Raw genomic sequence first — 24,038 nt, 5'->3', positions numbered from 1 at the left:
TTGCGCCACCCTGCCGCATCTCCGGCGCGCGACGGGGAAAGCGTGCTTACGGTGGTCGCGAAGGACGACCGAAAGGGACGTACCGCGATGACCGAGAACACAACGCCCACGGAGAGCGCCACCGAGCCGCGGGCCTCCGTCCGCCAGACCACCCGGCGCGGCGGCGGCGACCCGGCGACCCGCGGGCGGACCACCATCGCCGACGGTGTCGTCGAGAAGATCGCCGGAATGGCGGCCCGTGACGTGCTCGGCGTGCACGCCATGGGCAGCGGCCTGGCCCGCACCTTCGGGGCCGTGCGCGACCGGGTGCCCGGGGGCTCCAAGGCGGTGACCCGGGGTGTGAAGGCCGAGGTCGGCGAGGTGCAGACGGCGCTGGACCTGGAGATCGTCGTGGACTACGGCGTCTCCATCGGCGACGTCGCCCACGCCGTGCGCGAGAACGTGATCGACGCCGTGGAGCGCATGACCGGCCTCGAGGTGGTCGAGGTCAACATCGCCGTGAGCGACGTGAAGCTCCCGGACGAGGAGGACGAGGAACAACCCGAGCATCCCCGCATCCAGTGAGGGACACGGCGGACGGGGTACCACGGAGGGGGCACGGGCATCCGGCACGGCATGCCCGACGGGCCGGTCTGACGAGCTGAGGAGCGCGCAATGAGCATGGCCGTGGTCGGCATGATCGCCGGAATGGCGCTGGGCTTCGCCGGATACTTCGGCGGGTTCGGGGCGTTCCTGCTGGTGGCCGCCCTGGGGGCCGTCGGCTTCGTGGCCGGCCGGTTCGTGGAGGGCGACCTGGAGCTGGGCGACTTCCTCCATGCCCGGGGCGACCGCCGCGACCGGCGGGGGTGAGTCGCCGTGACCGCGGTGAACCCGGAGACCGGTGCGGCCCGGCCGTCGCCGGAGGACGTGCCGGCGGCGGAGCGCGGCGCGACCCGGATCGCCGACCGGGTCGTCGCGAAGATCGCCGCACAGGCGGCGCGCGAGGCGATCGCCCCGCTGCCCGGCGGCGCCGCACCCCCGCACGCCACCGTCGTCGTACGGCATCGCGCTCCCGGGCGCGGGCGGGCGGCGGGCACCCCCGTCGCCACGGCCCGTGTCCGCGTCCAGCTCGAACTGGCCCACCCCTGCGACATCGGCGCCCGCTGCGCGGCCGTACGGCGGCACGTCGTGGAGCGGGTGGGCGCCCTGACCGGCATGGCGGTGCCGGAGGTCGTCATCCAGGTGGAGCGACTGCATCCGGTCCCGGCATCCGGTGATCCGCACGGGAGGACGTCATGACCGACCACCCGCCGTCCGGGCCTCCCACCCGGCCGCTGCCCGTCGTCGAGGACCCGGGCGGGCCCCCCGCACCCCCGCCGCCCGCCGGCAGCGGCCGCTTCTGGTCGCCGCGCCGCGTCCCGGCGGCCGTCACCGCCCTGCTCCTCTTCGGCGGCGCCGGCCTCTTCCTGTACGACATCTGCGCCACCCGGACGGGTCACCCCGCGATGTACTGGCGCCGCGAACTGGCCCGGCAGCTCGCCGGGCGCCCCCTGGACGACACCTGGGTGCTGGCCGGGGCCGCCTTCGCCGCCGCCCTCGGCCTCTGGCTGATCGTCCTCGCCGTCACCCCCGGGCTGCGCAGGCTGCTGCCCATGCAGCGCCCGCGCCCCGAGGTGCGCGCCGCGCTGGCGCGCGAGGCGGCCGCCCTGGTGCTGCGCGACCGGGCCACGGAGATCTCCGGGGTACGACAGGCACGGGTGCGGGTGCGCCGCGCGAAGGCCGACGTCCGGGCGGTCGCGCACTTCCGCGACCTCGACGACGTCCGCGCCGACCTGGACACCACGCTCGCCGACGCGGTCCGGGCACTCGGCCTGGCCCGGCCGCCCGCGCTGTCGGTGCGGGTCCGGCGCCCCGGACGGAAGGAACGGTGAGGACCGTGCGCGGAGGAACCGTCAACCGCGTCCTGCTCGCTGTCGTGGGTCTGCTGCTGCTCGCGCTCGGCGGCGCGGTGCTCGCCGTCGGCCTCGGGGCGCCCCCGCCCCGCTGGTGGATCCACTCCGGCCCGCACGACGCCCTGCTCACCGAGGCCGAGCGCACCCGCTGGGAGCACACCGACTGGTGGTGGCCCGCGGTCATCGGCGGGCTCGCCGTCCTCGTCCTGCTCGCCCTGTGGTGGCTGACGGCGGCCCTGCGCCGCCGCCGGCCGGCCGACATCCTGATCGACACCGGCGACGGGGACGGCGCCCTGCTGCGGGGCAGGACCCTGGAGGCCGCCGTCGCCGAGGACGCGGCCCGCCCGCGGGGCGTGGCCTCCGCCTCGGTCGTCCTGGCCGGCCGCCGCAAGGCCCCGGGGGTCCGCGCACGGCTCCGGCTGGAGCCGGACGCGCAACCGCGCGCGGTGCTGGCCGAGTTCACGGACCAGGCGCTGGCCCGTGCCCGCGAGTCGGCGGGCCTCCCGTCCCTCCCGGCGGAGGTACGGCTGAAGGCCGTCAGACACCGCGCCGAACGCGTGACCTGAGCACCCGGGACACCGCGGCCGCGCGCGTCACCGGGGGCCCGCCGGACACATGGGTGAGCCCCCGCCGGGCGTGTTCCCGCGGCGGGGGCCCACCGGGCCGTCAGAACCCGCGGCGCATACCGCCGTCCACCGGCACCATGATCCCGGTCAGGTAGGAGGCGGCGGGGGACAGCACGAACGCGGCCACCTTCCCGAACTCCTCCGGCGTCCCGTACCGGCGCAGCGGGATCCGGGACTCGTTGGCCGCCCTGGTCGCCTCGGGGTCGGCCGACATGCCGTCCAGCTCGCGCACGCGGTCCGTGTCGATGCGCGCCGGCAGCAGCCCCAGCACCCGGATGCCCCGGGGCCCCAGTTCGTCCGCGAGGGACTTGGCGAAACCGGCGAGGCCCGGCCGCAGCCCGTTGGAGATCGTCAGCGCCGGGATCGGCTCGTGCACCGAACCCGACAGCACGAACCCGATGACCCCGCCCGGCTCCAGCTCGGCCGCGGCGGCACGGGCGTAGCGCACGGCACCGAGGAACACCGTCTCGAACGAGGTCAGCCACTGCTCGTCGGTGTTGTCGGCGACGAACCCGGGCGGCGGCCCGCCGACGCTGACGAGGATGCCGTCGAAACGGCCGAAGTGCTCCCGGGCGGCCGCGATCAGCCGCTCGGGCGCCGAGGCGTCGCCGTTGTCGGCGGCCACGCCCACCGCGTCCGGGCCCAGCTCCGCGGCCGCGTCGGCCACCCGCTTGCCGTCGCGCCCGGTGATGACCACCTTCGCGCCGTCGGCCACCAGCTGCCGCGCGGTGGCGTTGCCCAGCCCGCGCGTGGCGCCGGTGACGATGTACACCCGGTCCTTCAGTCCAAGATCCATGGACCCTATCCTGCCCCCTGCCCGTCCGGGCCCTCCGCCGCCCCCTGGGCGGCCTCGTCGCCGTACAGGGTGAGGGCCGTGTTCACCAGGGCGATGTGGCTGAAGGCCTGCGGGTAGTTGCCGAGCTGGCAGCCGGCCACCGGGTCGTACTCCTCGGCGAGCAGGCCCACGTCGTTGGTCAGGCCCACCAGGCCCTCGAACAGCTTCCGCGCCTCCGCCGTGCGGCCCGTCATGTGCAGGGCGTCCGCCAGCCAGAACGAGCAGGCGAGGAAGGCGCCCTCGCCGCCGGGCATCCCGTCGACGCCGACCGCGTCGGTGTCGTAGCGGCGCACGAGTCCGTCGTGGCCCAGGTGGGAGCGGATCGCGTCGACCGTGCCGATCACCCGCGGATCGTCGGGCGGCAGGAAGCCGAACCGGGGGATCAGCAGCGCGGAGGCGTCCAGTTCGCGTGAGCCGTAGTACTGGGTGAACGTGTTGCGGCGGTGGTCGAAGCCCCGCTCGCACACCTCGCGGTGCACCTCGTCGCGCATCGTCCGCCAGGCGTCCAGGTCGCCCGGCAGCCCGGGGTTCTGCTCCAGCGTCCGCACGGCCCGGTCGGCCGCCACCCACACCAGCACCTTGGAGTGCACGAACTGGCGCCTGCCGCCGCGCACCTCCCACAGGCCCTCGTCGGGCTGCCGCCACGCCGACTCCAGGAACTTCATCAGCGCGCACTGCAGGGACCACATGTGCGGCTTGGTGCTCAGACCCGTCTCCCTGGCCAGGTACAGCGAGTCCATCACCTCGCCGTACACGTCCAGCTGGAGCTGGTCGACGGCCCCGTTGCCGACCCGCACGGGGCTGGAGCCGCCCATGCCGGACAGCCACGGCACCTCCCACTCGGGCAGCCGCCGCTCGCCCCCGAGGCCGTACATGATCTGGAGGTCCGCCGGGTCGCCCGCGACCGCGCGCAGCAGCCAGTCGCGCCAGGCCTCGGCCTCCTCCTCGTAGCCGGCGGCCAGCAGCGCGCCGAGGGTGAGGGTGGAGTCGCGCAGCCAGCAGTAGCGGTAGTCCCAGTTGCGCACCCCGCCCATCTCCTCGGGCAGCGAGGTGGTGGCCGCCGCGACGATCCCGCCGGTCGGGCGGTAGGTGAGGGCCTTCAGCGTGAGCAGGGACCGTACGACGGCGTCCCGGAACGGCCCCCGGTAGCGGCAGCGGGTCGTCCAGCGCCGCCAGTCCCGCACGCTGCTGCTCAGCGCCGCGTAGGGGTCGATCAGCGCCGGGCGCGGCTCGTGCGAGGGGTGCCAGGTCAGCACGAACGCGACCCGCTCGCCCTCGCCGACGGTGAACTCCGCGTGGGTGCCGAAGTCCTCGCCCCAGGTACGCACGTGCGGCTCGGTGCGCAGCCACACCGAGTCCGGTCCGGCCACGGCCACCCGGTGGCCGTTCGCGCGGCGCACCCACGGCATGACCGAGCCGTAGTCGAAGCGCAGCCGGAGCGTGCTGCGCACGGTGACCCGCCCGCTGACCCCCTCGACGATGCGGACGACGTCGGGGGCGCGCTCGCGCTGCGGCATCAGGTCGGTGACGCGGACCGTGCCCTCGGCGGTCTCCCACTCGGTGTCCAGGACCAGGGTGTCGGAGCGGTAGGCGCGGCGTGTGCAGACGTCCGCGCCCTTCGGGGCGATCCGCCAGTGGCCGTTGTCCTCGTCGCCGAGGATCCGGGCGAAGCAGGCGCCGGAGTCGAAGCGGGGCAGGCACAGCCAGTCGATCGACCCGTCCCGTCCGACCAGGGCCGCGGTCTGCTCGTCGCCGATCAGGGCGTAGTCCTCGATGCGCGCGTTCACGGGATGCGGCTTCCCTGCGACCCTGGGGGCCAATCAGGTGGTGCGCCGGGGGAGTGACGCCCGCGGGGTGCCGGCGGCCGTCACACGGCGGCCGGCTCCGTCTCCTCCGGCGCGCCCTCGGCCGCCGCCGTCTCCGCCCGGTCGCGCAGCTCGCGGCGGACCAGGAACCACCAGCCGACCGGGACGGCCGCGGCGAACAGCCACCACTGGATCATGTACGCGTAGTTCAGCGGGGCGTCCTCGCTGCCGGGGTCGGAGATCTGCTCCGGCGAGTCGCCCTTCGGCTCCGGCGCGGTCTGCTCGACGTAGCCGCCGAGGACCTTCGCGCCGAGGCGCCGCGCCTGCTCCGCGCTGTCGATCAGCATGATCTGCCGGGGCGGCAGGCCCGCGACGTTCTTGATGCCGCTCGCCGCGGTGGTCTCGTCGGGCTTCAGCCGGCCGGTGATGGTGACGCGGCCGGCCGGCGGGGCGGGGATCCGCGGGAAGGCGGTCTGCGCCCCGTCCGCCGGGATCCAGCCGCGGTTGACCAGCAGCACCCGGCCGTCCGCCAGCACGAACGGGGTCAGGACGTGGAAGCCGACCTGGTCGTCGGCGTTGGTGCGGCGGCGGACGACGACCTCGCGGGCGGTGTCGAAGGAGCCGGTCGCGGTGACCGTGCGGTACCGCTCCGAGCGGGTCACGGCGTGGCCGGGGGAGGTGAGCCGTTCCACGGGGACGGGCTCGGCGCGCAGCGCACTGGTGACCAGGTCGTTGCGGGCCGTGCGTTCCTCGTACCGGTGCTGCTGCCAGAAACCGAGCTTGATCATCGTCGGGATCAGGGCGATCGAGACGAGTGTGAGGATCACCCACTGGACGGTCAGCAGGAAGCGGTAGCGGTGCACCCCACGACGGTACATCCGGGCCGTGGGGTGCATTCGGGCGGGTACCGGGTCACACCCGGTCCACCACCCCCGACTTCCCCTCGGCCCGCGCGCAGTGGGCGCCGCAGTACCAGTGGCCCTCGACCTCCACGCCCTGCCCGATGATCTGCACCCGGCAGTGCTCACAGATCGGGGCCATGCGGTGGATCGCGCAGGAGAAGCAGTCGAACACGTGCACAGCGCCCTGTGCGTGGACCTCGAAGGTCATTCCGTAGTCATTGCCGCAGACTTCGCATCTCGCCATGCGCCACAGGGTGAGCCGTCGCCGGGTCCCGGGCGAGCGGGCGGCGGGGCGAGTCGCCCGGAATCACCCGTCCGTACGGTCACCCGGCGGCGGGTTCGACATCCCGCAGCAGCTGTCCGAAGGCGGCCTCGTCCACGACGGGGGTGCCGAACTGGCGGGCCTTGACCACCTTCGAGGTGCCCGATCCGGGGTCGTTGGTGACCAGCAGGCTGGTCAGCCGGGACACGCTGGTCGCCACATGGAGGCCGGCCTCGGTCGCCCGGTCCTCCAGCAGCTCCCGCTCGGTGGAGGTGTCGCCGGAGAACGCCACCCGCATGCCCTGCTTGAGGGGCTTGCCGTCCTCGTACCGCCCCGGGTTGGGGTAGGGGCAGGCCGGCCGCTTCCGGGACGGGCGCCAGCCGCTCTGCCGCTGGGAGTCGTAGCCCCCGCTCGCCTGGCGGCCGATCCGGGGCGAGTCCGCCCACTCCGTCAGCGGGCGGCACTCCAGCAGCGGCAGCCGGACCCCGGCGGACGCGGCGGCCCGCAGGCTGGGCCGGAACGCCTCCGCGAGCACGCGCGCGTCGTCCAGCGCGTGGTGCGCCCGCTGCTGCACGACCCCGAAGTGCGCCGCGAGCGACTCCAGCTTGAAGTTGGGCAGCGGCAGCGCCAGCTCCTTGGACAGCGCGATGGTGCACAGCCGCTGCCGCACCGGTGCCTCGCGCGCGGCGCGCGCGTACTCGCGGGCGATCATCTGCCAGTCGAAGACCGCGTTGTGCGCGACCAGCACCCGGCCGTCCAGGCGGGCCGCGAACTCCTCCGCCACCTCGGTGAAGAGCGGCGCCCCTTCGAGGACGTCGCTCGTCAGCCCGTGTATCCACACGGGTCCCGGATCGCGCTCCGGGTTGACCAGCGTGTACCAGTGGTCCTCGACCTCGCCGCGCGCGTCGAGCCGGTACACGGCCGCGGAGATGATCCTGTCGTCCCGGGCCAGGCCGGTGGTCTCCACGTCAACGACCGCGTATCCCTTCGGGTACGCGGCCGGCCACTGGGTGGGGGAGGACACTGCGGTCGCACGGTCTTCGAGCATGGTCACTGAGGATACGGGCCCGGGCCGACAGGGCCGCCCCTGAGGGGCCGTACGACCCCCTGTGCGGCGGCTCCGCGCCTGTTTCCCGTACGCGTGTGTGGATCCCAAGGCGGCGGATCCGCAGGCCTGTTCGGGCCGTGCGGCGGCCCGCGGTGACCGCGCGTCCGGGGGTGCCGCGGTGGACGGTCCGGGGCGGGGGCGACAGGTCCACTGTGCGGCTTATGGGCAGTTGGACTGCTTATTGGGAGTAATGCCCGCTTTGTCGTTCACGGTTGGCCGGGAGGCCACGGGCCGGGCCGCGCGGGCCGCCCATACTTATGGGTAACAACCCCTGTTCGCGGCCGGCCGGCGGCTCTACGGTGCACCCATGCCGAACCTCCCCGATGCCGTGGTCTGGTCGATACCCGCCTTCCTGCTGCTGACCGTCGTCGAGGTGATCGGCGTCCGTCTCCATCCCGACGAGGACTCGGCCGGGTACGAGGCGAAGGACACCGCGACGAGCATGTCCATGGGGCTCGGCAGTCTCGCCTTCGACGCCCTGTGGAAGATCCCCGTCGTCGCCGTCTACACGGCCGTGTACGCGCTCACCCCGCTGCGCGTGCCCGTCCTGTGGTGGACGCTCCCGCTGATGCTGCTCGCACAGGACTTCCTGTACTACTGGTCCCACCGCGGCCACCACATGATCCGCCTGCTCTGGGCCTGTCACGTCGTCCACCACTCCAGCCGGAAGTTCAACCTCAGCACCGCGCTGCGCCAGCCCTGGACCTCGCTGACCGTCTGGCCGTTCTACGTCCCGCTCGTCGCCGCGGGCGTGCATCCGGCCGCGCTCGCCTTCTGCTCCTCCGCCAACCTCGTCTACCAGTTCTGGATCCACACCGAGCGGATCGACAGGATGCCCCGCTGGTTCGAGGCCGCGCTCAACACGCCCTCCCACCACCGGGTGCACCACGCCTCCCAGGGCGGCTACCTCGACCGGAACTTCGGCGGCATCCTGATCGTCTGGGACCGCCTCTTCGGCACCTTCACCGCGGAGACGGAGCGGCCCGTCTACGGGCTGACGAAGAACATCGACACGTTCAACCCGGTCAGGGTGGCCACCCACGAGTACGCGGCCATCCTGCGCGACCTGCGGAAGGCCTCGGGCTGGCGGGAGCGGGCGGGACGGGTGTTCCGGGGACCGGGCTGGCAGCCCGCGGCCCCCCTCGGCGCGCGGCCCGAGTGAACGACGGCGTACCGTGAAGTGCGCCCGCCCACCCCGCGGGCGCACCGCACGACACCGCACGAGAAGGATCCTCGCCATGCGCGCCACCACCATCCACGCCCCGTTCGACATGCGCGTGGAGGACGTCCCCGAGCCCGTGGTGCAGCTGCCCACCGACGCCGTCGTGCGCGTGCTGCGCTCCTGCATCTGCGGCAGCGACCTGTGGGCCTACCGCGGCGAGGCGGCCCGTGAGGCCGGACAGCGCATCGGGCACGAGTTCCTCGGCATCGTCGAGGAGACCGGCTCCGAGGTGAGCACCCTCAAGCGCGGCGACCTGGTGGTCGCGCCCTTCATGTGGTCCGACGGCGTCTGCGACTACTGCCGCGAGGGCCTGACCACCTCCTGCGAGCACGGCGGCTTCTGGGGCTCCGTGGGCTACGACGGCGGCCAGGGCGAGGCCGTCCGCGTGCCGTTCGCCGACGGCACCCTCGTCCAGCTGCCCAAGGAGGCGGCCTCCGACGACCACCTGCTGTCCGCCCTGCTGACCCTCTCCGACGTCCTCGGCACCGGCCACCACGCCGCCCTCGGCGCCGGCGCCCGCCCCGGTGCCACGGTCGCCGTCGTCGGTGACGGAGCCGTCGGCCTGTGCGCCGTCCTGGCCGCCAAGCGCCTCGGCGCCGAGCGGATCATCGCCCTGGGCCGCCACGAGGTCCGCACCGACATCGCGCGCCGCTTCGGCGCCACCGACGTCGTCGCCGCGCGCGGCGAGGAGGCCGTCGCGGCCGTCCGCGAGCTGACCCGCGGCCAGGGCGCGCACGCCGTCGTCGAGGCCGTCGGCACCGAGCAGTCCATGCGGACGGCCGTGAACATCACCCGCGACGGCGGCGCCATCGGCTTCGTGGGCGTGCCCCACGGCAGCGGCACCGGCCTGGACCTCAGCGTCATGTTCGACCGCAACATCGCCCTGCGCGGCGGCGTCGCCCCGGTCCGCACCTACATCCCGGAGCTGCTGCCCGACGTCCTCGACGGCACGATCGACCCCTCGCCGGTGTTCGACATGACCGTCGGCATCGAGGGCGTGCCGGACGGCTACAAGGCGATGGACGAGCGCACCGCGCTCAAGGTGCTCGTCACCAACGACTGAGCCGGCGCCTCCCGGCGCACCGGTGACGGCCGGACCGTGCGGCACCCCGCACGGTCCGGCCGTCCGCGCGCTCAGCTCCAGGCCGGCGCGTCCGAACCCCACGGCACCGGAGTCCGCGACCAGTCGGCGGGCCCGCCCGCGAACGACACCGGCGGCAGCGCGTACCGCAGCCGCCCGACCCGGCTGTCCGTCTCCGCCAGCCACGCGTCCGGCCCCTCGTACCCGGCCGCCGCGCCCGCCGCCCCGGCGGGCCCGGCCTCCTCGGTGAGCCAGCGCGCGGTCCGGGCGAGCGCCAGCCGCACCCACCGGCCGTACCCGTCGTACGACCGCTCGGTCACCGCCCGCAGCACGGCCGCCGCCAGCAGATACCCCGTGCCGTGGTCCAGCGCCTGCGCGGGCAGCGCCCCGGGCGCGCCGGGCGAGCCCTCGGTCGCCGCGATGCCGGTCGCGACCTGCACGAGGCTGTCGAAGCCGCGCCGCCCGCGCCACGGCCCGTACGCGCCCCATGCCGAGACCTGCGCCACGATCAGCCCCGGCCGCCGCTCGGCCAGCGCCTCGGGAGAGAGCCCGAACCGGTCGAGGGCGCCCGGCCGGTAGCCGGTGACCACGACGTCCGCCGAGTCGAGCAGCTTCTCGAAGGTGTCCGCGGCGGTGGCCAGGTCCAGCACCGCCGACCGCTTCCCGAAGCCCGTGTCCGCGTGCTGGTCGGCCAGTTCGGGCAGGTGCGGGGCGTCCAGGCGCAGGACGTCCGCGCCGAGGAACCCGAGGGTGCGGGTGGCGACCGGGCCCGCCAGCACCCGCGTCAGGTCCAGGACGCGCAGTCCCGCGGCGGGCAGCAGCCCGGCCCCGGCCGCGTCGAGCGGCGGGAGCACGCGCGCGTGCGCCTCGCCGAGCCGCCCGCTCTCCACCAGCGGCCGCAGGGCCAGTTCGGCGCTCTGCTCGTGGGCCGCCCACTCGGCGGGGGTGCGCAGGGCCACGGCAAGGCCGCCGGCGCCGTACACGGCCTCCTCCGCCTCCAGGGCGGTGCGCCCGGCGAGCCGGGCGGCCGCGTCCTCCACGGCGGCGTCCTCGGGCAGGTCCAGCGCGGCCAGCAGCGCGGCCCGGTGGTGCGGGTAGTTGGCGTGGGTGCGCACCCAGCCGTCGGACGTCCGCCAGAAGCCGGACAGCGGCGCGAAGGAGACCGGCTGCCGCCCGTCGACGCGCAGCAGCCGTTCGCTGTGGAAGGCGGCGGCGACCGCGCCGTCGTCCACGACGACCGGAGGGGGCACGGTGAGACCCGCCCGCAGCGCCCCGAGCTCGGCGGCGGCCAGCGCGCACGCGCCCACGCACGCGCGCGCCAGCCGGCGCACCGGAAGGCGCGCGGCGAGCGCGCCCTCCCGCTCCACGGTGGTGACCCGTCCGGCGAGGGCGGGGTCCCCGCCCAGCGCCGACCATGCGAACTCGATGTCAGTCATGACTGCACTATGCATGATTGACTGAATCAACATGTGAATGCGTCCGCCTGGCCAACGCGTCAGCCTGGTCGACGCGTTCGTCCGGTCGACGCGTTCGTCCGGTCAACGCGTTCGTCCGGTCAATGCGGCCGTCCGGTCAATGCGTCACCGCGGCCAGCGCGTCCGCCGTGCCCCAGCCGTAGAAGCCGTTGTGGTTCTTCGGCCCCTGGCACACCGCGTCGACCTTGCCGTCGCCGTCGATGTCGTACGGGTCCCCGCACGGCGTGGCGTCCGCCTCGGCGTACAGCAGCGCCTTGACCAGCGCGGCCGAGGCGTGCGGATGGGTCGACTTGATCAATGCGGCGACGCCGACGACGTGCGGCGTCGCCATCGAGGTACCGGCCATGTAGCCCCACTTGCCGCCCGGCAGCGGGCCCAGGATGAGGCCGCTCGTCGCCGGGGGCTCGGGCTTCTGGTAGGCCGTCGAGTCGCCGCCGGGCGCGGCGATGTCGATGACGCCCTGGCCGTAGTTGGAGAAGGACGACTTCAGGCCCTTCGCGCCGGTCGCCGACACGGTGACCACGCCGGGCAGCTGGGTCGGTATGTCGAAGCACTTGCGCGGGTCGATCACCCGGTCCGAGGGGGTGCCGTCGTTCGGGGACACCGGGTCGGTGATCGAGCGGGCGGCGAGGTCGTAGCTCTCGTTGCCCGCCGCCGCGACGTTGACCGTGCCCTTGCTCTCCGCGTACCGCGAGGCCCGGGTGATCGCGTCGACCAGCGCCTTCTGGTCCGGGTCGGTGGTGCAGTTGAAGTACCAGGGGTCGGTGTAATAGCTGTTGTTGGTGACGTCCACGTGGTGCTCGGCCGCCCACACGAAGCCGCAGACGACGGCCTCGGTGTAGAAGTACCCGTCCGGGTTGGCGACCTTGATGCCGGCCACCTTCACGCCCGGCGCGACACCGGTGACCCCCACGCCGTTCTTCGCGGCCGCGATCTCGCCCGCCACGTGCGTGCCGTGCGGGCTCTCCGACGCGCTCGGGCGCCAGGCGCCGTCCGTCGTGTCCGGCCTGCCCGACACGCAGTTGGCGGAGGCCGCGCGGTCGAAGTTGGGCGCGATGTCCGGGTGGGTGTCGTCGACGCCCGTGTCGATGACGGCGACCGTGACGTCCCGGCTGCCCAGGGTCTTCTCGTGCGCCTTGTCCGCCTTGATGGCCGGCAGGTCCCACTGGAGCGGCTCCAGCGGGTCCTGCCCGGCGGCGGCGCGTCCGCCGGCCGCCGCGATCTCCCCGGCGCCGAGCACCTTCGGCGTGCCCATGTCGGCGGTGGACTGGGCGGGCAGCGGCGCGTTGCGCGTGGCGCCGGCCGACTCCACCCCGGGGACCCGGCGGACGGTCCCGGCGAAGTCCGGGTTCGCGGAGTGGACGACGAGGACGCCGATCCGGTCGTACGCGATCACCACCGACCCGCCCGCCTCGGCGACGGCCTTCCGCACGCGCGCGGAGACGCCGTGTCCCGGGCGGACGTTGACGACGTAGCTGAGCGTGGGTCCGTCGGCGGCCGCGGCGCGGACGGCCGGGGCCGGGGACGCGCCGTCGGCCGCGGAGGCGGTGGCGTCGGGCAGGAACGCGAGAGCCGTGGCCACGGCCATCCCGACCGGGATGACCAGGGCGCGGCGGAAGCGCTGCTGGGGCGCTGTCATGTGTCTGTCTCTCCGATTCGTTCGCGGTACGGACGTGCCGTGCGGGAAGCCGTGCGGGGCGGCCTGGGCGGCCCGGGCGGTCTACTCGACCGCGCGCAGGGCGTCGACGACCCCGAAGCCGTAGAAGCCGTTGACGCGGGCGTTGCCGGCGCAGGTCGCGTCCACGACCCCGTCGCCGTCACCGTCGTAGGGCGCGGCCGGGCAGCCCGGGTTGTCCGCCTGGGCCTTCAGCAGTGCCCGCAGCTGGGCCGGGGTGGCGTGCGGGTGGGCCGACTTCAGCAGCGCGGCCACGGCGGCCACGTGCGGGGACGCCATCGAGGTGCCCTGGAGGAAGCCGTACTGGCCGTTCGGCAGCGTGGACAGGATGCGGCCGTTCTTCGACGGCGTGTCGGGGATCTGGAACTTGTCGCCGCCCGGACCCGCCACGTCGACGACGCCCCGGCCGTAGCTGGAGTAGTACGACTTGGTGCCCTTGACGCCCACCGCGCTCACGGTGACCACGCCGGGCAGCTGGGTCGGGATGTCGAAGCAGGTGTGCGGGTCGACCGTCCGGGTGCCGGCGGTGGAGTCGTCCGGGCTGGAGTCGTCCACGAGCGCGTGCGAGTCGAGGTCGTCGTTGGAGTTGCCCGCCGAGGCCACGTTGAGGGTGCCCTTGCGCTGCGCGTACAGCTGCGCCCTGTCGACCGCGTCCACGATGGCCCGCTGATCGGGGTCGTCCATGCAGTTGTACAGCCACGGGTCCACGTAGTAGCTGTTGTTCGTGATCTCGATGCCGTGGTCGGCCGCGAACACGAAGGCGCAGACCACGCTCTCCGGGTAGAACAGCGAGGTGGCGTCGGGCTGGGCCACGGTGATGCTCGCGACCTTCACCCCGGGGGCCACGCCGGCCACGCCGATGCCGTTGCGGGCCGCGGCGATCTCCCCGGCCACGTGCGTGCCGTGGTAGTGGTCGGCGTCCGCCGGGCGCCAGGCGCCGTAGGTCGTGTCCGCCTTGCCGCTGACGCAGCTCGCGCTCTGCGAGGGGGAGAAGTTCGGGGCGATGTCCGGGTGGGTGTCGTCGACGCCCGTGTCGATCACGCCGACGGTCACGCTCCGGCTGCCCGGGTCGACGGCGGCCGCCTTGTCGGCGCCGATCGCCCGGAGGTCCCACTGGTCGGCCTCCAGGGGCTCCTGACCCGCCGTCGCCTTCCCGGCGAGCTTCGCCGCCTGGGCCTTCGACAGGACCTGCACGGCGCCCTCGTCCGTGGTCCCGGCCGCCGCCAGCGGTGCGGTGCGCGTCGCGCCCGCGGAGTCGACGCCGCGCACCGCGCGCATCCGCGCGCCGAATCCGGGGTCCGCCGAGTGCGCGACGATCACGCCGATGCGGTCGTAACCCGCCACGACGGTTCCGCCGTTGCGGACGACCGCGCGCAGGACCGACTCGATCGTGTGATGGTCCGTCCTGGTGTTGACCACATAGGCGAGTTGCGGCCCTTCCACCACCCGCGCCGACGCGCTCACCGCCGGGGCCGCCGGACTCCACGGGGCCGCCGAAGCGGCCGAGGCCGCCGTCGGGAGGAGGCCGAGCGAGGCGGTGAGCGACAGCACGACCGGCACGGCCGGCGCGAGCCGGCGTCTGGAACGCAGATGAGCCATGGGATCTCCACATCATCCGAACTACGGGACCCGCCGGGCGCGATGGCGCTTGGGCAGGTACATGACGGGTGGCGCAGAAGGCGAAGCTATCTGTACGGGCTGATCCACGAAAGGGTCCATCGGAAAGAGTCGCGCGGACGTGAACCCGTCCGCGCGCGGCGCCGTGACCGTGGACGGGGGGTCCGACAAGGCTCGCGGCCCCCCACCGGGGTCACCGCCGGAATCCGGACGGTCACTCCCGGTAGCGTGATCCCTGTCCGAGCGAAGCCAAGACAGCGCATGTCCGTGACACGAGGAGACTCCGTGGCTACCGAGACACCGCCCCCCGCCGAATCGACGGCCCACCTTCCCTCCACCGAGGAGTTCACCGAGGTGCAGCACAGCGCGGAGTTCGGTGAACTGCGCCGTGCGCACCGCTCCTTCGCCTTCCCCCTGACCATCGCCTTCGTCAGCTGGTACCTGCTGTACGTGCTGCTCTGCAACTACGCGGGCGGCTTCATGGGCACCAAGGTGGCCGGCAACGTCAACGTGGCCCTCGTCCTGGGCCTCGCGCAGTTCCTCACCACGTTCCTCATCGCCTGGTGGTACGCGCGCCACGCCGCGGCCAAGCTCGACCCCAGGGCCGAGGCCATCAAGTCCCGGATGGAGGGCGGCGCATGAGCCCCGCACCGCACACCCTGCTCGCCGCCGGCGAGGCGAGCCAGCACCGGCCGCTGATCATCACCCTGTTCGCGGTGTTCGTCGCCGCCACCCTCGTGATCACCGTGTGGGCCGGCCGCCAGACCAAGGACGCCGCCGACTTCTACGCCGGCGGACGCCAGTTCACCGGCTTCCAGAACGGCCTCGCCGTCTCCGGCGACTACATGTCCGCCGCGTCCTTCCTCGGCATCGCGGGCGCCATCGCCCTCTTCGGCTACGACGGCTTCCTCTACTCCGTCGGCTTCCTGGTCGCCTGGCTCGTCGCCCTGCTCCTGGTCGCCGAGCCGCTGCGCAACTCCGGCCGCTACACCATGGGCGACGTCCTGGCCTACCGGATGCGCCAGCGCCCGGTGCGCACGGCCGCCGGTGTCTCCACCATCGTGGTGTCGATCTTCTACCTGCTCGCGCAGATGGCCGGCGCGGGCGTCCTCGTGTCCCTGCTGCTGGGCATCACCAGCGACGGCGGCAAGATCGGCATCGTCGCCCTGGTCGGTGTCCTGATGATCGTGTACGTGACCATCGGCGGCATGAAGGGCACCACCTGGGTGCAGATGGTCAAGGCCGTCCTGCTGATCGCGGGCGCCCTGCTGCTGACCTTCCTGGTCCTGCTGAAGTTCCACTTCAACGTCTCGGACCTGCTCGGCAAGGCCGCCGACAACAGCGCCAAGGGCTCGGCGTTCCTGGAGCCCGGCCTGAAGTACGGCGCCACCGGCACCACCAAGCTGGACTTCCTCTCCCTCGGCCTCGCCCTGGTCCTCGGCACCGCGGGCCTGCCGCACATCCTGATCCGCTTCTACACCGTCCCGACCGCCAAGGCCGCCCGCAAGTCCGTGATCTGGGCGATCGGCCTGATCGGCGCCTTCTACCTGATGACCCTCGCCCTCGGCTTCGGCGCGGCCGCGCTGATCAAGCCTGAGGAGATCATCGGCTCCAACAAGGCCGGCAACACCGCCGCCCCGCTGCTCGCCCTGCACCTCGGGGGAGTGGACTCCGACTGGGGCGCCGTCCTGCTGGCCACCATCTCGGCCGTCGCCTTCGCCACCATCCTCGCGGTCGTCGCCGGCCTCACCCTGGCCTCGTCCTCGTCCTTCGCCCACGACATCTACGCCAACGTCATCAAGCGGGGCCGGGCGAGCGAGAAGCAGGAGATCAACGCGGCCCGCTACGCGACCGTCGGCATCGGCGCCGTCTCGATCGTCCTGGGCGCCCTCTCCCGCGACCTGAACGTGGCGGGCCTGGTGGCCCTCGCCTTCGCGGTCGCCGCCTCCGCGAACCTGCCGACCCTCCTCTACAGCCTGTTCTGGAGGCGGTTCACCACCTCCGGCGCCCTGTGGTCGATCTACGGCGGCCTGGTCACCGCGGTCGGCCTGGTGCTGTTCTCGCCGGTGGTGTCGGGCAAGCCCACCTCGATGTTCCCCGACGCCGACTTCCACTGGTTCCCGCTGGAGAACCCGGGCATCATCTCGATCCCGGTCGGTTTCCTGCTGGGCGTCGTGGGGACCCTGCTGTCCAAGGAGGTCCCGGACGCCGGGAAGTACGCCGAACTGGAGGTGCGGTCCCTGACCGGCACCGGAGCGCACTGAGCCACCACGAGGCCGCGCCGCGCGGGACCGGACGGTCCCCGCGGCGCGGCCTCGCCGTGTCCCGCCGTACCCCGTCATGGCTTCCGGCCACGGCCGCCTCGCCTCCCCGTCACGGCCTCGCGGGACGTGAGCGGCTGTCGATGTCGGTGGTCTCGCGTAGGCTCGCAGGTGACAGGAGATGAACACTCCGTACCGAGGAACGAGGGAGGGGGCCCACGTGCTCGTCGACACGTACGGCCGGGTGGCCACCGACCTGAGGGTCTCGCTGACCGACCGGTGCAATCTGCGCTGCACCTACTGCATGCCCGAAGAGGGGCTGCAGTGGCTGGCCAAGCCCGATCTGCTCACGGACGACGAGATCGTCCGCCTGATCGACATCTCGGTCCGCCTGCTCGGCATCGAGGAGGTCCGCTTCACCGGCGGCGAGCCGCTGCTGCGCCCCGGGATCGTGGGCATCGTCGAGCGCGTCGCGGCCCTCGCCCCGCGCCCCCGGATGTCGGTCACCACCAACGGCATCGGCCTCAAGCGGACCGCCGCCGCCCTCAAGGAAGCGGGCCTCGACCGGGTCAACGTCTCCCTCGACACCCTGCGCCCCGACGTCTTCAAGACCCTCACCCGCCGCGACCGCCACAAGGACGTCCTCGACGGCCTCCTGGCCGCCCGCGACGCCGGCCTGACCCCGGTCAAGGTCAACACGGTCCTGATGCCCGGCCTCAACGCCGACGAGGCCCCCGACCTGCTGGCCTGGGCCCTGGAGCACGCGTACGAACTGCGGTTCATCGAGCAGATGCCCCTGGACGCCCAGCACGGCTGGAAGCGCGAGGGCATGGTCACCGCCGGCGACATCCTGGCGTCCCTGCGCACCCGGTTCGCACTCACCCCCGAGGGCACGGACGAGCGCGGCTCGGCACCGGCGGAGCGCTGGCTGGTCGACGGCGGACCGCAGCGCGTCGGTGTGATCGCCTCGGTCACCCGGCCGTTCTGCGCGGCCTGCGACCGCACCCGCCTCACCGCCGACGGGCAGATACGTTCCTGCCTCTTCGCCAGGGAGGAGACCGACCTGCGCACGGCCCTGCGCTCGGGCGCGCCCGACGAGGAGATCGCCCGTATCTGGCGTCAGGCGATGTGGGGCAAGAAGGCCGGCGCCGGCCTGGACGATCCGTCGTTCGTGCAGCCGGACCGGCCCATGTCAGCGATCGGCGGCTGAGCCCGCCCCGCCGGCCGGGCCCGCGGCGTCCGCCGCCTCCCACTCCGCCAGCGCGACGGTGTCCTTCAGGAACCCCCGGACGCCCAGGAACTGCGACAGGTGCTCGCGGTGCTCCTCGCAGGCGAGCCACGTCTTGCGCCGCTCCGGCGTGTGGATCTTCGGGTTGTTCCACGCCAGCACCCACACGGCGTCGGCACGGCACCCCTTGGCGGAACAGATCGGCGTCTCACTCACGGCTTCGTCTCACAGGGAACGGGAACGGCTGACGGCAACGGAAGAGGGTTGCGGGCGTGGAGCCCGGGGCCCGGAGAACGGGCTGCCCCGTGCGGAAAAGGGCCCGAACAAGGCGACGCCGAGCAGCCACGGGGGGAGCTGCCCGGCGTCGGTCCGTCGCTCCGACGGGGGATGCGGAGCGCGTACGCAGTATGTCACGGGTCACCCGCCACCCGGCACCGGAACTGCACGATCGATCTGAGCTTTTCCTGAGCTTGGCGGGAACGGGCGCTCCGCTTGCCTCACGCTCCGTGGTCGGGCCCGGTCGGGCCCCTCCCGGCCGTGCCGCCCGCTCCGGCGGCCGGGTCCGGCGGCGCGTCCTCCGTTCCGGATTCCGCCTGTGCCGTCCGCGCCTCCTCCGCGCGCGGCGGAGCGAGCATCGGTTTCATCGGCACGGTGACGAAGGTCGAGGGAAGCGACGGGGGCCGCTCACGGCCGGCGTTCGCGATCACGACGGCGACGTACGGCAGGAGCGCGCCCAGCACCAGCGCGACGATCGCGACGTACCGCTCCACGTTCCACAGCGAGGCCGCGAGGATCACCGACAGGGTGCGGATCGACATCGAGATGACGTACCGCCGCTGCCGGCCCCGCACGTCCTCGGCGAGTCCGGTCCGCGCACCGGTGATCCGGAAGACCTGGGCGCCGCCACCGTGCTGCTTCCGCATCACATTCCACCATTCGCCCGCATCGGACTCTCCCCGGCCCGCATCGACGTCCAGGCCTGGCGGGGAACCGGGCCGGAACACTTCCACGGTACGCCGCGCCCGTGCCGCCCACGAGACCGGGTGGCCGTCCGCCTGCGCGAACGCCGTCGGCCGGGGTACGTACGGGTGAACCCGGCAGGCGCCGTACGGCACTCGCGCCCAGACTGGCACCAGTGCTCGCGCTGCCCGTGCCGAGCCGTACGAGGAGGCGGTCATGGGCTGGCTGTGGGCGATCATCGTCGGATTCGTGCTGGGTGTCGTCGCCAAGGCGGTGCTTCCCGGCAAGCAGCACAGCCCGCTGTGGCTGACGACCATCTGCGGGACCGTCGGCGGGCTCGTGGGCAACGCGATCGCCCGCGCGGCGGGCGTCGGGGAGACCCGCGGCATCGACTGGAGCCGGCACTTCTTCCAGCTCGTCGCGGCGATCGTCCTCGTGTTCGTCGTCGACATCGTCTACCGGGAGACGCTGGGCAAGCGCCGGCAGCACGCCTGAGGCGGCACGCGGGCGGCCGCCCCGGTCAGGCGGCGCGCCCGGGCACAGCGGCCGTAAGCGCCCGGGCACAGCGGCCGTACGCGTGCGGATACAGCGGCCGTACGCGTGCGGGTACGGCGAAGGGGCGGCTTCCCGCGATCGGGAAGCCGCCCCCGGTGTTCCCGGGCCGCCCGGGTCAGGCGCCCTTGACCTCCACCGCGGCCAGGTTCTTCTTGCCCCGGCGCAGCACCAGCCAGCGGCCGTGGATCAGGTCCTCGACGGCCGGGACCGCGTCCTCGGCGGTGACCTTCGCGTTGTTCACGTAGGCGCCGCCCTCCTTGACCGTCCGGCGCGCGGCCGACTTGCTCGCGACCAGGCCGGACTCGGCGAGCAGATCGGTCACCAGGCCCAGCTCGGCGACCTGGATGTGCGGCACCTCGGACAGCGCCGCCGCCAGCGTCCGCTCGTCCAGCTCCGCCAGGTCGCCCTGGCCGAACAGCGCCTTGGACGCGGCGATCACGGCGGCCGTCTGGCCGGCGCCGTGCACCAGGGTCGTCAGCTCCTCGGCGAGCGCGCGCTGCGCGGCACGGGCCTGCGGACGCTCCTCGGTCTGCTTCTCCAGCTCCTCCAGCTCCGCACGGGAACGGAAGGACAGGATCCGCATGTACTTGGTGATGTCCCGGTCGTCCACGTTCAGCCAGAACTGGTAGAACGCGTACGGCGTCGTCATCTCCGGGTCGAGCCAGATGGCGCCGCCCTCGGTCTTGCCGAACTTGGTGCCGTCCGCCTTGGTCATCAGCGGCGTGGCCAGCGCGTGCGCCTCCGCCTCCGGCTCCAGGCGGTGGATCAGGTCGAGACCGGCCGTGAGGTTGCCCCACTGGTCGCTGCCGCCCTGCTGCAGCGTGCAGCCGTAGCGGCGGTACAGCTGCAGGAAGTCCATGCCCTGGAGGAGCTGGTAGCTGAACTCGGTGTAGCTGATGCCCTGGTCGGACTCCAGGCGGCGGGCCACGGAGTCCTTCGTAAGCATCTTGTTGACACGGAAGTGCTTGCCGATGTCCCGCAGGAACTCGATCGCGGTGAGGTTCGCGGTCCAGTCGAGGTTGTTCACCATGACCGCCGCGTTCTCGCCCTCGAAGGACAGGAACGGCTCGATCTGCGAGCGCAGCCGGTTCACCCAGCCGGCCACCGTCTCGGGGTCGTTCAGCGTGCGCTCGGCGGTGGGGCGGGGGTCACCGATCTGGCCCGTCGCGCCGCCGACCAGCGCCAGCGGCCGGTGCCCGGCCTGCTGGAGCCGGCGCACGGTGAGCACCTGCACCAGGTGCCCCACGTGCAGCGACGGCGCGGTCGGGTCGAAACCGCAATAGAACGTGACGGGACCGCCCGCGAGCGCCTTGCGCAAGGCGTCCTCGTCGGTGGACAGGGCGAACAGCCCACGCCACTTCAGCTCGTCGACGATGTCCGTCACGGTTCTCGCGTCTCCTCGATGATCAGTCGGCAGTCGGGTGACAGCCGACTACGAGGTTATACGCCCTGGCTGACAGAGCTCATATTGAAGTCCGGGATCCGCAGCGCGGGCATCGCGGCACGGGTGAACCAGTCGCTCCACTCCCGCGGCAGCGTCTGCTCCGTACGGCCCGCCTCCGAGGCCCGGCCGAGCAGGCCCACCGGCGACTCGTTGAACCGGAAGTTGTTCACCTGGCCGGTCACCTCGCCGTTCTCCACGAGGTAGACACCGTCCCGGGTCAGGCCCGTGAGCAGCAGCGTCGCCGGGTCCACCTCGCGGATGTACCACAGGCACGTCAGCAGCAGACCGCGCTCGGTGGCGGCGGTCATCTCCTCGAGGGAGCGGTCCTCGCCGCCGTCCAGGATCAGGTTCCCGAGCGCGGGGGCGACGGGCAGCCCGGTCAGGGCGGCGCTGTGCCGGGTGGTGGTCAGGTTCCGCAGCACACCGTCACCGATCCACTCGGTGGAACGCACCGGCAGCCCGTTGTCGAACACCGACTGGTCGCCGTCGGAGGAGTGCGCCACCACGAAGGGCGAGCACTCCAGGCCCGGCTCGTCCGGGTCGCTGCGCAGGCTCAGCGGCAGCTCGGTCAGCCGCTCGCCGACACGGGTGCCGCCACCGGGCTTGGAGAACACCGTCCGGCCCTCGGCCGCGTCCCGCCCCGAGGCCGACCACAGCTGGTAGATCAGCAGGTCGGCGACCGCGGTCGGCGGCAGCAGCGTCTCGTAGCGGCCCGCGGGCAGCTCCACGCGCCGCTCGGCCCAGCCCAGCCGCACCGCCAGCTCCGCGTCCATGGCGCCGGGATCGACGTCCTTGAAGTCCCGCGTGGAACGGCCCGCCCACGCCGAGCGCGTACGGTCCGGCGACTTGGCGTTCATCTCCAGCGTGCCGGTCGGCTGGTCGTGCCTGAGGCGCAGCCCGGTGGACGTGCCCAGGTACGTCGACACCATCTCGTGGTTGGCGAAGCCGTACAGCTCGCGGCCGCCCCCACGCGCGCGTGCGAAGGACTCACCGAGCGCCGGGGCGAAGTCGGCGAACACCGCGGAGGAGGTCTCGGCGGGCGCGTCCGTGAAGTCGGGGGACTCCGGCACCCCGCCGACCAGCGGCTGCGCGTCCTCGGCCGGTTCCGCCCCGCGCGCGGCGGCCTCGGCCGCCCGCACCAGCGGCTCCAGCTCCGCCGCGGTCACCGCCGACCGCGACACGACACCGGCGGCCGTGCCCTGCCGGCCGTCCACGGTCGCGATCACCGTGAGCGTACGGCCGCGGGTGACACCGTTGGTGGTGAGCGCGTTGCCGGCCCAGCGCAGGTTGGCGGTCGACTGCTCGTCGGCGATGACGACACAGCCGTCGGCCCGGGACAGCGCGAGCGCCCGCTCGACGATCTCGTGCGGCTTGCTGGTACGGGGGCTCATCGGCCGGCCTCCTGCGTGGTGTTCAGAATGTTGACGCTCCGGAAGAGGGCCGAGGGGCAGCCGTGCGAGACGGCGGCGACCTGGCCCGGCTGGGCCTTGCCGCAGTTGAACGCGCCGCCCAGGACATAGGTCTGCGGACCGCCCACGGCGGTCATCGAGCCCCAGAAGTCGGTGGTCGTCGCCTGGTAGGCGACGTCCTTCAGCTGACCGGTGATCCGCCCGTTCTCGATGCGGAAGAAGCGCTGCCCGGTGAACTGGAAGTTGTACCGCTGCATGTCGATCGACCAGGAACGGTCGCCGACGACGTAGATGCCCCGCTCCACGCCCCCGATCAGGTCCTCGGTGGACAGCCCGGCCGGGTCCGGCCGCAGCGACACGTTGGCCATCCGCTGCACCGGCACGTGCGCGGGCGAGTCGGCGTACGCGCACCCGTTGGACCGCCCGAGCCCGGTCAGCCGCGCGATCCTGCGGTCCAGCTGGTAGCCGGTGAGCGTGCCGTCCTTCACCAGGTCCCAGGACTGCGCCTCGACCCCCTCGTCGTCGTAGCCGACGGTCGCGAGGCCGTGCTCGGCGGTGCGGTCACCGGTGACGTTCATCAGCTCCGAGCCGTAGCGCAGCCTGCCGAGCTGGTCGAAGGTGGCGAAGGAGGTGCCCGCGTAGGCGGCCTCGTAGCCGAGCGCGCGGTCCAGCTCGGTGGCGTGGCCGATCGACTCGTGGATGGTCAGCCACAGGTTGGAGGGGTCGACCACCAGGTCGTACAGCCCCGGCTCGACGCTCGGCGCGCGCATCTTCTCGGCCAGCAGTCCCGGGATCCGCTCCAGCTCGCCGTCCCAGTCCCAGCCCGTGCCGGTCAGGTACTCCCAGCCCCGTCCGGCGGGCGGCGCGATGGTCCGCATCGAGTCGAACTCGCCGCTGGACTCGTCCACCGACACGGCCGTCAGCTGCGGGTGCAGCCGTACCCGCTGCTGCGTGGTCACCGTGCCCGCGGTGTCGGCGTAGAACTTGTTCTCGTGCACGGTGAGCAGCGAGGCGTCCACATGGTCCACGCCCTTCGCGGCCAGCAGCCGCGCGCTCCAGTCCGCGAGCAGCGCGGCCTTCTCCTCGGCCGGCACCGAGAACGGATCGACGTCGTACGACGAGATCCACGTCCGGTCCGCGTGCACCGGCTCGTCCGCCAGCTCCACGCGCTCCTGCGAGCCCGCCGCCCTGATCACCTGCGCGGAGAGCTTCGCCATCGCCACCGCCTGCGAGGCGACCTTCGCCGCCGCGTCCATGGTCAGGTCCACCCCGGACGCGAAGCCCCACGTGCCGCCGTGCACGACCCGGACCGCGTAGCCGAGATCGGTGGTGTCCGACGACCCGGCCGGCTTGGCGTCCCGCAGCCGCCAGGAGGCGCTGCGCACCCGCTCGAACCGGAAGTCCGCGTGCTCGGCGCCCAGCGCACGCGCGCGTGCCAGCGCGGCGTCGGCCAGAGGTCGTAGCGGAAGCGCGGTGAACGCTTCGTCGATGGAATGGGGCACGGAGGTCTCCCTGCTGTCGTCGCCTGTCGCGTCAGATCATGTCGCGGGAGCCGTACGCCGGACCACAGCTTTGCGCCGGGCACCGGTGCTTTCTGTAGGGATCCGACAGGGACACACTCGCGCCACTGTCGGTGCCCGCT

24 protein-coding genes are annotated in these 24,038 nt (G+C 73.2%); 11 read left to right on the top strand and 13 right to left on the bottom strand.

Features of this window, described 5'->3' with window-relative positions; all coding sequences use genetic code 11:
* Positions 1-87: 87 nt before the first annotated feature.
* The 5 genes from ACIPRD_RS31815 (at position 88) to amaP (ending at position 2,497) form a co-directional block, all read left to right on the top strand.
* On the top strand, positions 88-564 hold the full coding sequence (locus ACIPRD_RS31815; protein ID WP_356411330.1) for an Asp23/Gls24 family envelope stress response protein: 477 nt from the start codon (positions 88-90) through the stop codon (positions 562-564).
* A gap of 90 nt (positions 565-654) precedes the next feature.
* Positions 655-849 carry a hypothetical protein gene (locus tag ACIPRD_RS31810; protein WP_356411333.1) on the top strand — a complete coding sequence of 65 codons (195 nt, stop codon included), beginning with the start codon at positions 655-657 and terminating at the stop codon, positions 847-849.
* A gap of 6 nt (positions 850-855) precedes the next feature.
* Positions 856-1,278, top strand: coding sequence for a hypothetical protein (locus ACIPRD_RS31805; protein WP_401568108.1), 423 nt, complete (start codon positions 856-858; stop codon positions 1,276-1,278).
* Positions 1,275-1,910: a DUF6286 domain-containing protein gene (locus ACIPRD_RS31800; RefSeq protein WP_356411336.1), complete on the top strand. Its 636-nt coding sequence runs from the start codon at positions 1,275-1,277 to the stop codon at positions 1,908-1,910. Before ACIPRD_RS31805 ends, ACIPRD_RS31800 begins: the two co-directional genes overlap by 4 nt.
* 5 nt (positions 1,911-1,915) lie before the next feature.
* Entirely contained in the window at positions 1,916-2,497 is a 582-nt protein-coding gene (amaP, locus tag ACIPRD_RS31795) for an alkaline shock response membrane anchor protein AmaP (RefSeq protein ID WP_401568105.1), read from the top strand.
* Positions 2,498-2,597: 100 nt separating this feature from the next.
* Here amaP and ACIPRD_RS31790 read toward each other — a convergent pair whose 3' ends face one another.
* The 5 genes from ACIPRD_RS31790 to ACIPRD_RS31770 form a co-directional block, all read right to left on the bottom strand.
* On the bottom strand, positions 2,598-3,353 hold the full coding sequence (locus tag ACIPRD_RS31790; protein WP_356411343.1) for an SDR family oxidoreductase: 756 nt from the start codon (positions 3,351-3,353) through the stop codon (positions 2,598-2,600).
* A gap of 5 nt (positions 3,354-3,358) precedes the next feature.
* Positions 3,359-5,179 (bottom strand): glycoside hydrolase family 15 protein, encoded by a 1,821-nt coding sequence (locus tag ACIPRD_RS31785; protein ID WP_401568103.1) that lies wholly within the window; start codon positions 5,177-5,179, stop codon positions 3,359-3,361.
* Between the two features lie 80 nt (positions 5,180-5,259).
* Complete coding sequence (locus tag ACIPRD_RS31780; protein ID WP_401568102.1) at positions 5,260-6,075, bottom strand: SURF1 family protein; 816 nt, start codon at positions 6,073-6,075, stop codon at positions 5,260-5,262.
* A gap of 34 nt (positions 6,076-6,109) precedes the next feature.
* Positions 6,110-6,343: a hypothetical protein gene (locus ACIPRD_RS31775; RefSeq protein ID WP_356411349.1), complete on the bottom strand. Its 234-nt coding sequence runs from the start codon at positions 6,341-6,343 to the stop codon at positions 6,110-6,112.
* A gap of 79 nt (positions 6,344-6,422) precedes the next feature.
* The gene (locus ACIPRD_RS31770) at positions 6,423-7,409 is read right to left on the bottom strand and encodes a DEDDh family exonuclease (RefSeq protein ID WP_401568100.1); all 987 of its coding nucleotides are present in this window, start codon (positions 7,407-7,409) and stop codon (positions 6,423-6,425) included.
* 367 nt (positions 7,410-7,776) lie between these two features.
* Between ACIPRD_RS31770 and ACIPRD_RS31765 the strand changes: the two genes are divergently transcribed.
* Positions 7,777-8,631, top strand: coding sequence for a sterol desaturase family protein (locus ACIPRD_RS31765; protein ID WP_401568097.1), 855 nt, complete (start codon positions 7,777-7,779; stop codon positions 8,629-8,631).
* 76 nt (positions 8,632-8,707) lie between these two features.
* Entirely contained in the window at positions 8,708-9,754 is a 1,047-nt protein-coding gene (locus tag ACIPRD_RS31760) for a zinc-dependent alcohol dehydrogenase family protein (RefSeq protein ID WP_356411358.1), read from the top strand.
* Between the two features lie 71 nt (positions 9,755-9,825).
* Here the strand turns inward: ACIPRD_RS31760 and ACIPRD_RS31755 are convergent, their stop codons facing one another.
* The 3 genes from ACIPRD_RS31755 to ACIPRD_RS31745 all read right to left on the bottom strand — a co-directional run bounded on the left by ACIPRD_RS31755 (position 9,826) and on the right by ACIPRD_RS31745 (position 14,521).
* Positions 9,826-11,208 (bottom strand): CoA transferase, encoded by a 1,383-nt coding sequence (locus ACIPRD_RS31755; RefSeq protein WP_401568095.1) that lies wholly within the window; start codon positions 11,206-11,208, stop codon positions 9,826-9,828.
* A 136-nt stretch (positions 11,209-11,344) separates the two neighbouring features.
* On the bottom strand, positions 11,345-12,886 hold the full coding sequence (locus ACIPRD_RS31750) for a S8 family serine peptidase (RefSeq protein WP_356411364.1): 1,542 nt from the start codon (positions 12,884-12,886) through the stop codon (positions 11,345-11,347).
* Positions 12,887-12,967: 81 nt separating this feature from the next.
* The gene (locus tag ACIPRD_RS31745) at positions 12,968-14,521 is read right to left on the bottom strand and encodes a S8 family peptidase (RefSeq protein ID WP_401568092.1); all 1,554 of its coding nucleotides are present in this window, start codon (positions 14,519-14,521) and stop codon (positions 12,968-12,970) included.
* A gap of 303 nt (positions 14,522-14,824) precedes the next feature.
* Here ACIPRD_RS31745 and ACIPRD_RS31740 point away from each other — a divergent pair, with 303 nt between their 5' ends.
* From ACIPRD_RS31740 to moaA, 3 genes are all read left to right on the top strand, one after another.
* The gene (locus ACIPRD_RS31740) at positions 14,825-15,181 is read left to right on the top strand and encodes a DUF485 domain-containing protein (protein ID WP_356411371.1); all 357 of its coding nucleotides are present in this window, start codon (positions 14,825-14,827) and stop codon (positions 15,179-15,181) included.
* A complete protein-coding gene (locus ACIPRD_RS31735) occupies positions 15,178-16,803 on the top strand; it encodes a cation acetate symporter (protein ID WP_356411373.1) in 1,626 nt (541 codons plus the stop codon). Before ACIPRD_RS31740 ends, ACIPRD_RS31735 begins: the two co-directional genes overlap by 4 nt.
* Before the next feature lie 217 nt (positions 16,804-17,020).
* Positions 17,021-18,010: a GTP 3',8-cyclase MoaA gene (moaA, locus tag ACIPRD_RS31730; protein ID WP_356411376.1), complete on the top strand. Its 990-nt coding sequence runs from the start codon at positions 17,021-17,023 to the stop codon at positions 18,008-18,010.
* Here the strand turns inward: moaA and ACIPRD_RS31725 are convergent.
* Positions 17,993-18,244, bottom strand: coding sequence for a hypothetical protein (locus ACIPRD_RS31725; protein WP_356411380.1), 252 nt, complete (start codon positions 18,242-18,244; stop codon positions 17,993-17,995). The two genes, moaA and ACIPRD_RS31725, sit on opposite strands and share 18 nt — an antisense overlap.
* A 281-nt stretch (positions 18,245-18,525) precedes the next feature.
* Positions 18,526-18,951 carry a DUF3099 domain-containing protein gene (locus ACIPRD_RS31720; protein ID WP_356411383.1) on the bottom strand — a complete coding sequence of 142 codons (426 nt, stop codon included), beginning with the start codon at positions 18,949-18,951 and terminating at the stop codon, positions 18,526-18,528.
* A gap of 253 nt (positions 18,952-19,204) precedes the next feature.
* Here ACIPRD_RS31720 and ACIPRD_RS31715 point away from each other — a divergent pair, with 253 nt between their 5' ends.
* Positions 19,205-19,483, top strand: a complete 279-nt coding sequence (locus tag ACIPRD_RS31715; RefSeq protein ID WP_356411386.1) for a GlsB/YeaQ/YmgE family stress response membrane protein — start codon at positions 19,205-19,207, stop codon at positions 19,481-19,483.
* 175 nt (positions 19,484-19,658) lie between these two features.
* On the opposite strand, the gene tyrS is transcribed toward ACIPRD_RS31715, so the two are convergent.
* From tyrS to ACIPRD_RS31700, 3 genes are read right to left on the bottom strand one after another with little or no spacing between them, the layout of a single operon-like run.
* Positions 19,659-20,927 (bottom strand): tyrosine--tRNA ligase, encoded by a 1,269-nt coding sequence (tyrS, locus tag ACIPRD_RS31710; protein ID WP_401568089.1) that lies wholly within the window; start codon positions 20,925-20,927, stop codon positions 19,659-19,661.
* Positions 20,928-20,983: 56 nt separating this feature from the next.
* On the bottom strand, positions 20,984-22,378 hold the full coding sequence (locus ACIPRD_RS31705; protein WP_401568086.1) for a metallopeptidase TldD-related protein: 1,395 nt from the start codon (positions 22,376-22,378) through the stop codon (positions 20,984-20,986).
* Complete coding sequence (locus ACIPRD_RS31700; protein ID WP_401568084.1) at positions 22,375-23,898, bottom strand: TldD/PmbA family protein; 1,524 nt, start codon at positions 23,896-23,898, stop codon at positions 22,375-22,377. The genes ACIPRD_RS31705 and ACIPRD_RS31700 overlap by 4 nt, the downstream gene beginning before the upstream one ends.
* Positions 23,899-24,038: the final 140 nt, after the last annotated feature.

Origin of the sequence: Streptomyces sp. NPDC090108 (assembly GCF_044747185.1) — a bacterium.
Classification (GTDB): domain Bacteria; phylum Actinomycetota; class Actinomycetes; order Streptomycetales; family Streptomycetaceae; genus Streptomyces.
This window is presented reverse-complemented; position numbering and strand designations above follow the sequence as displayed.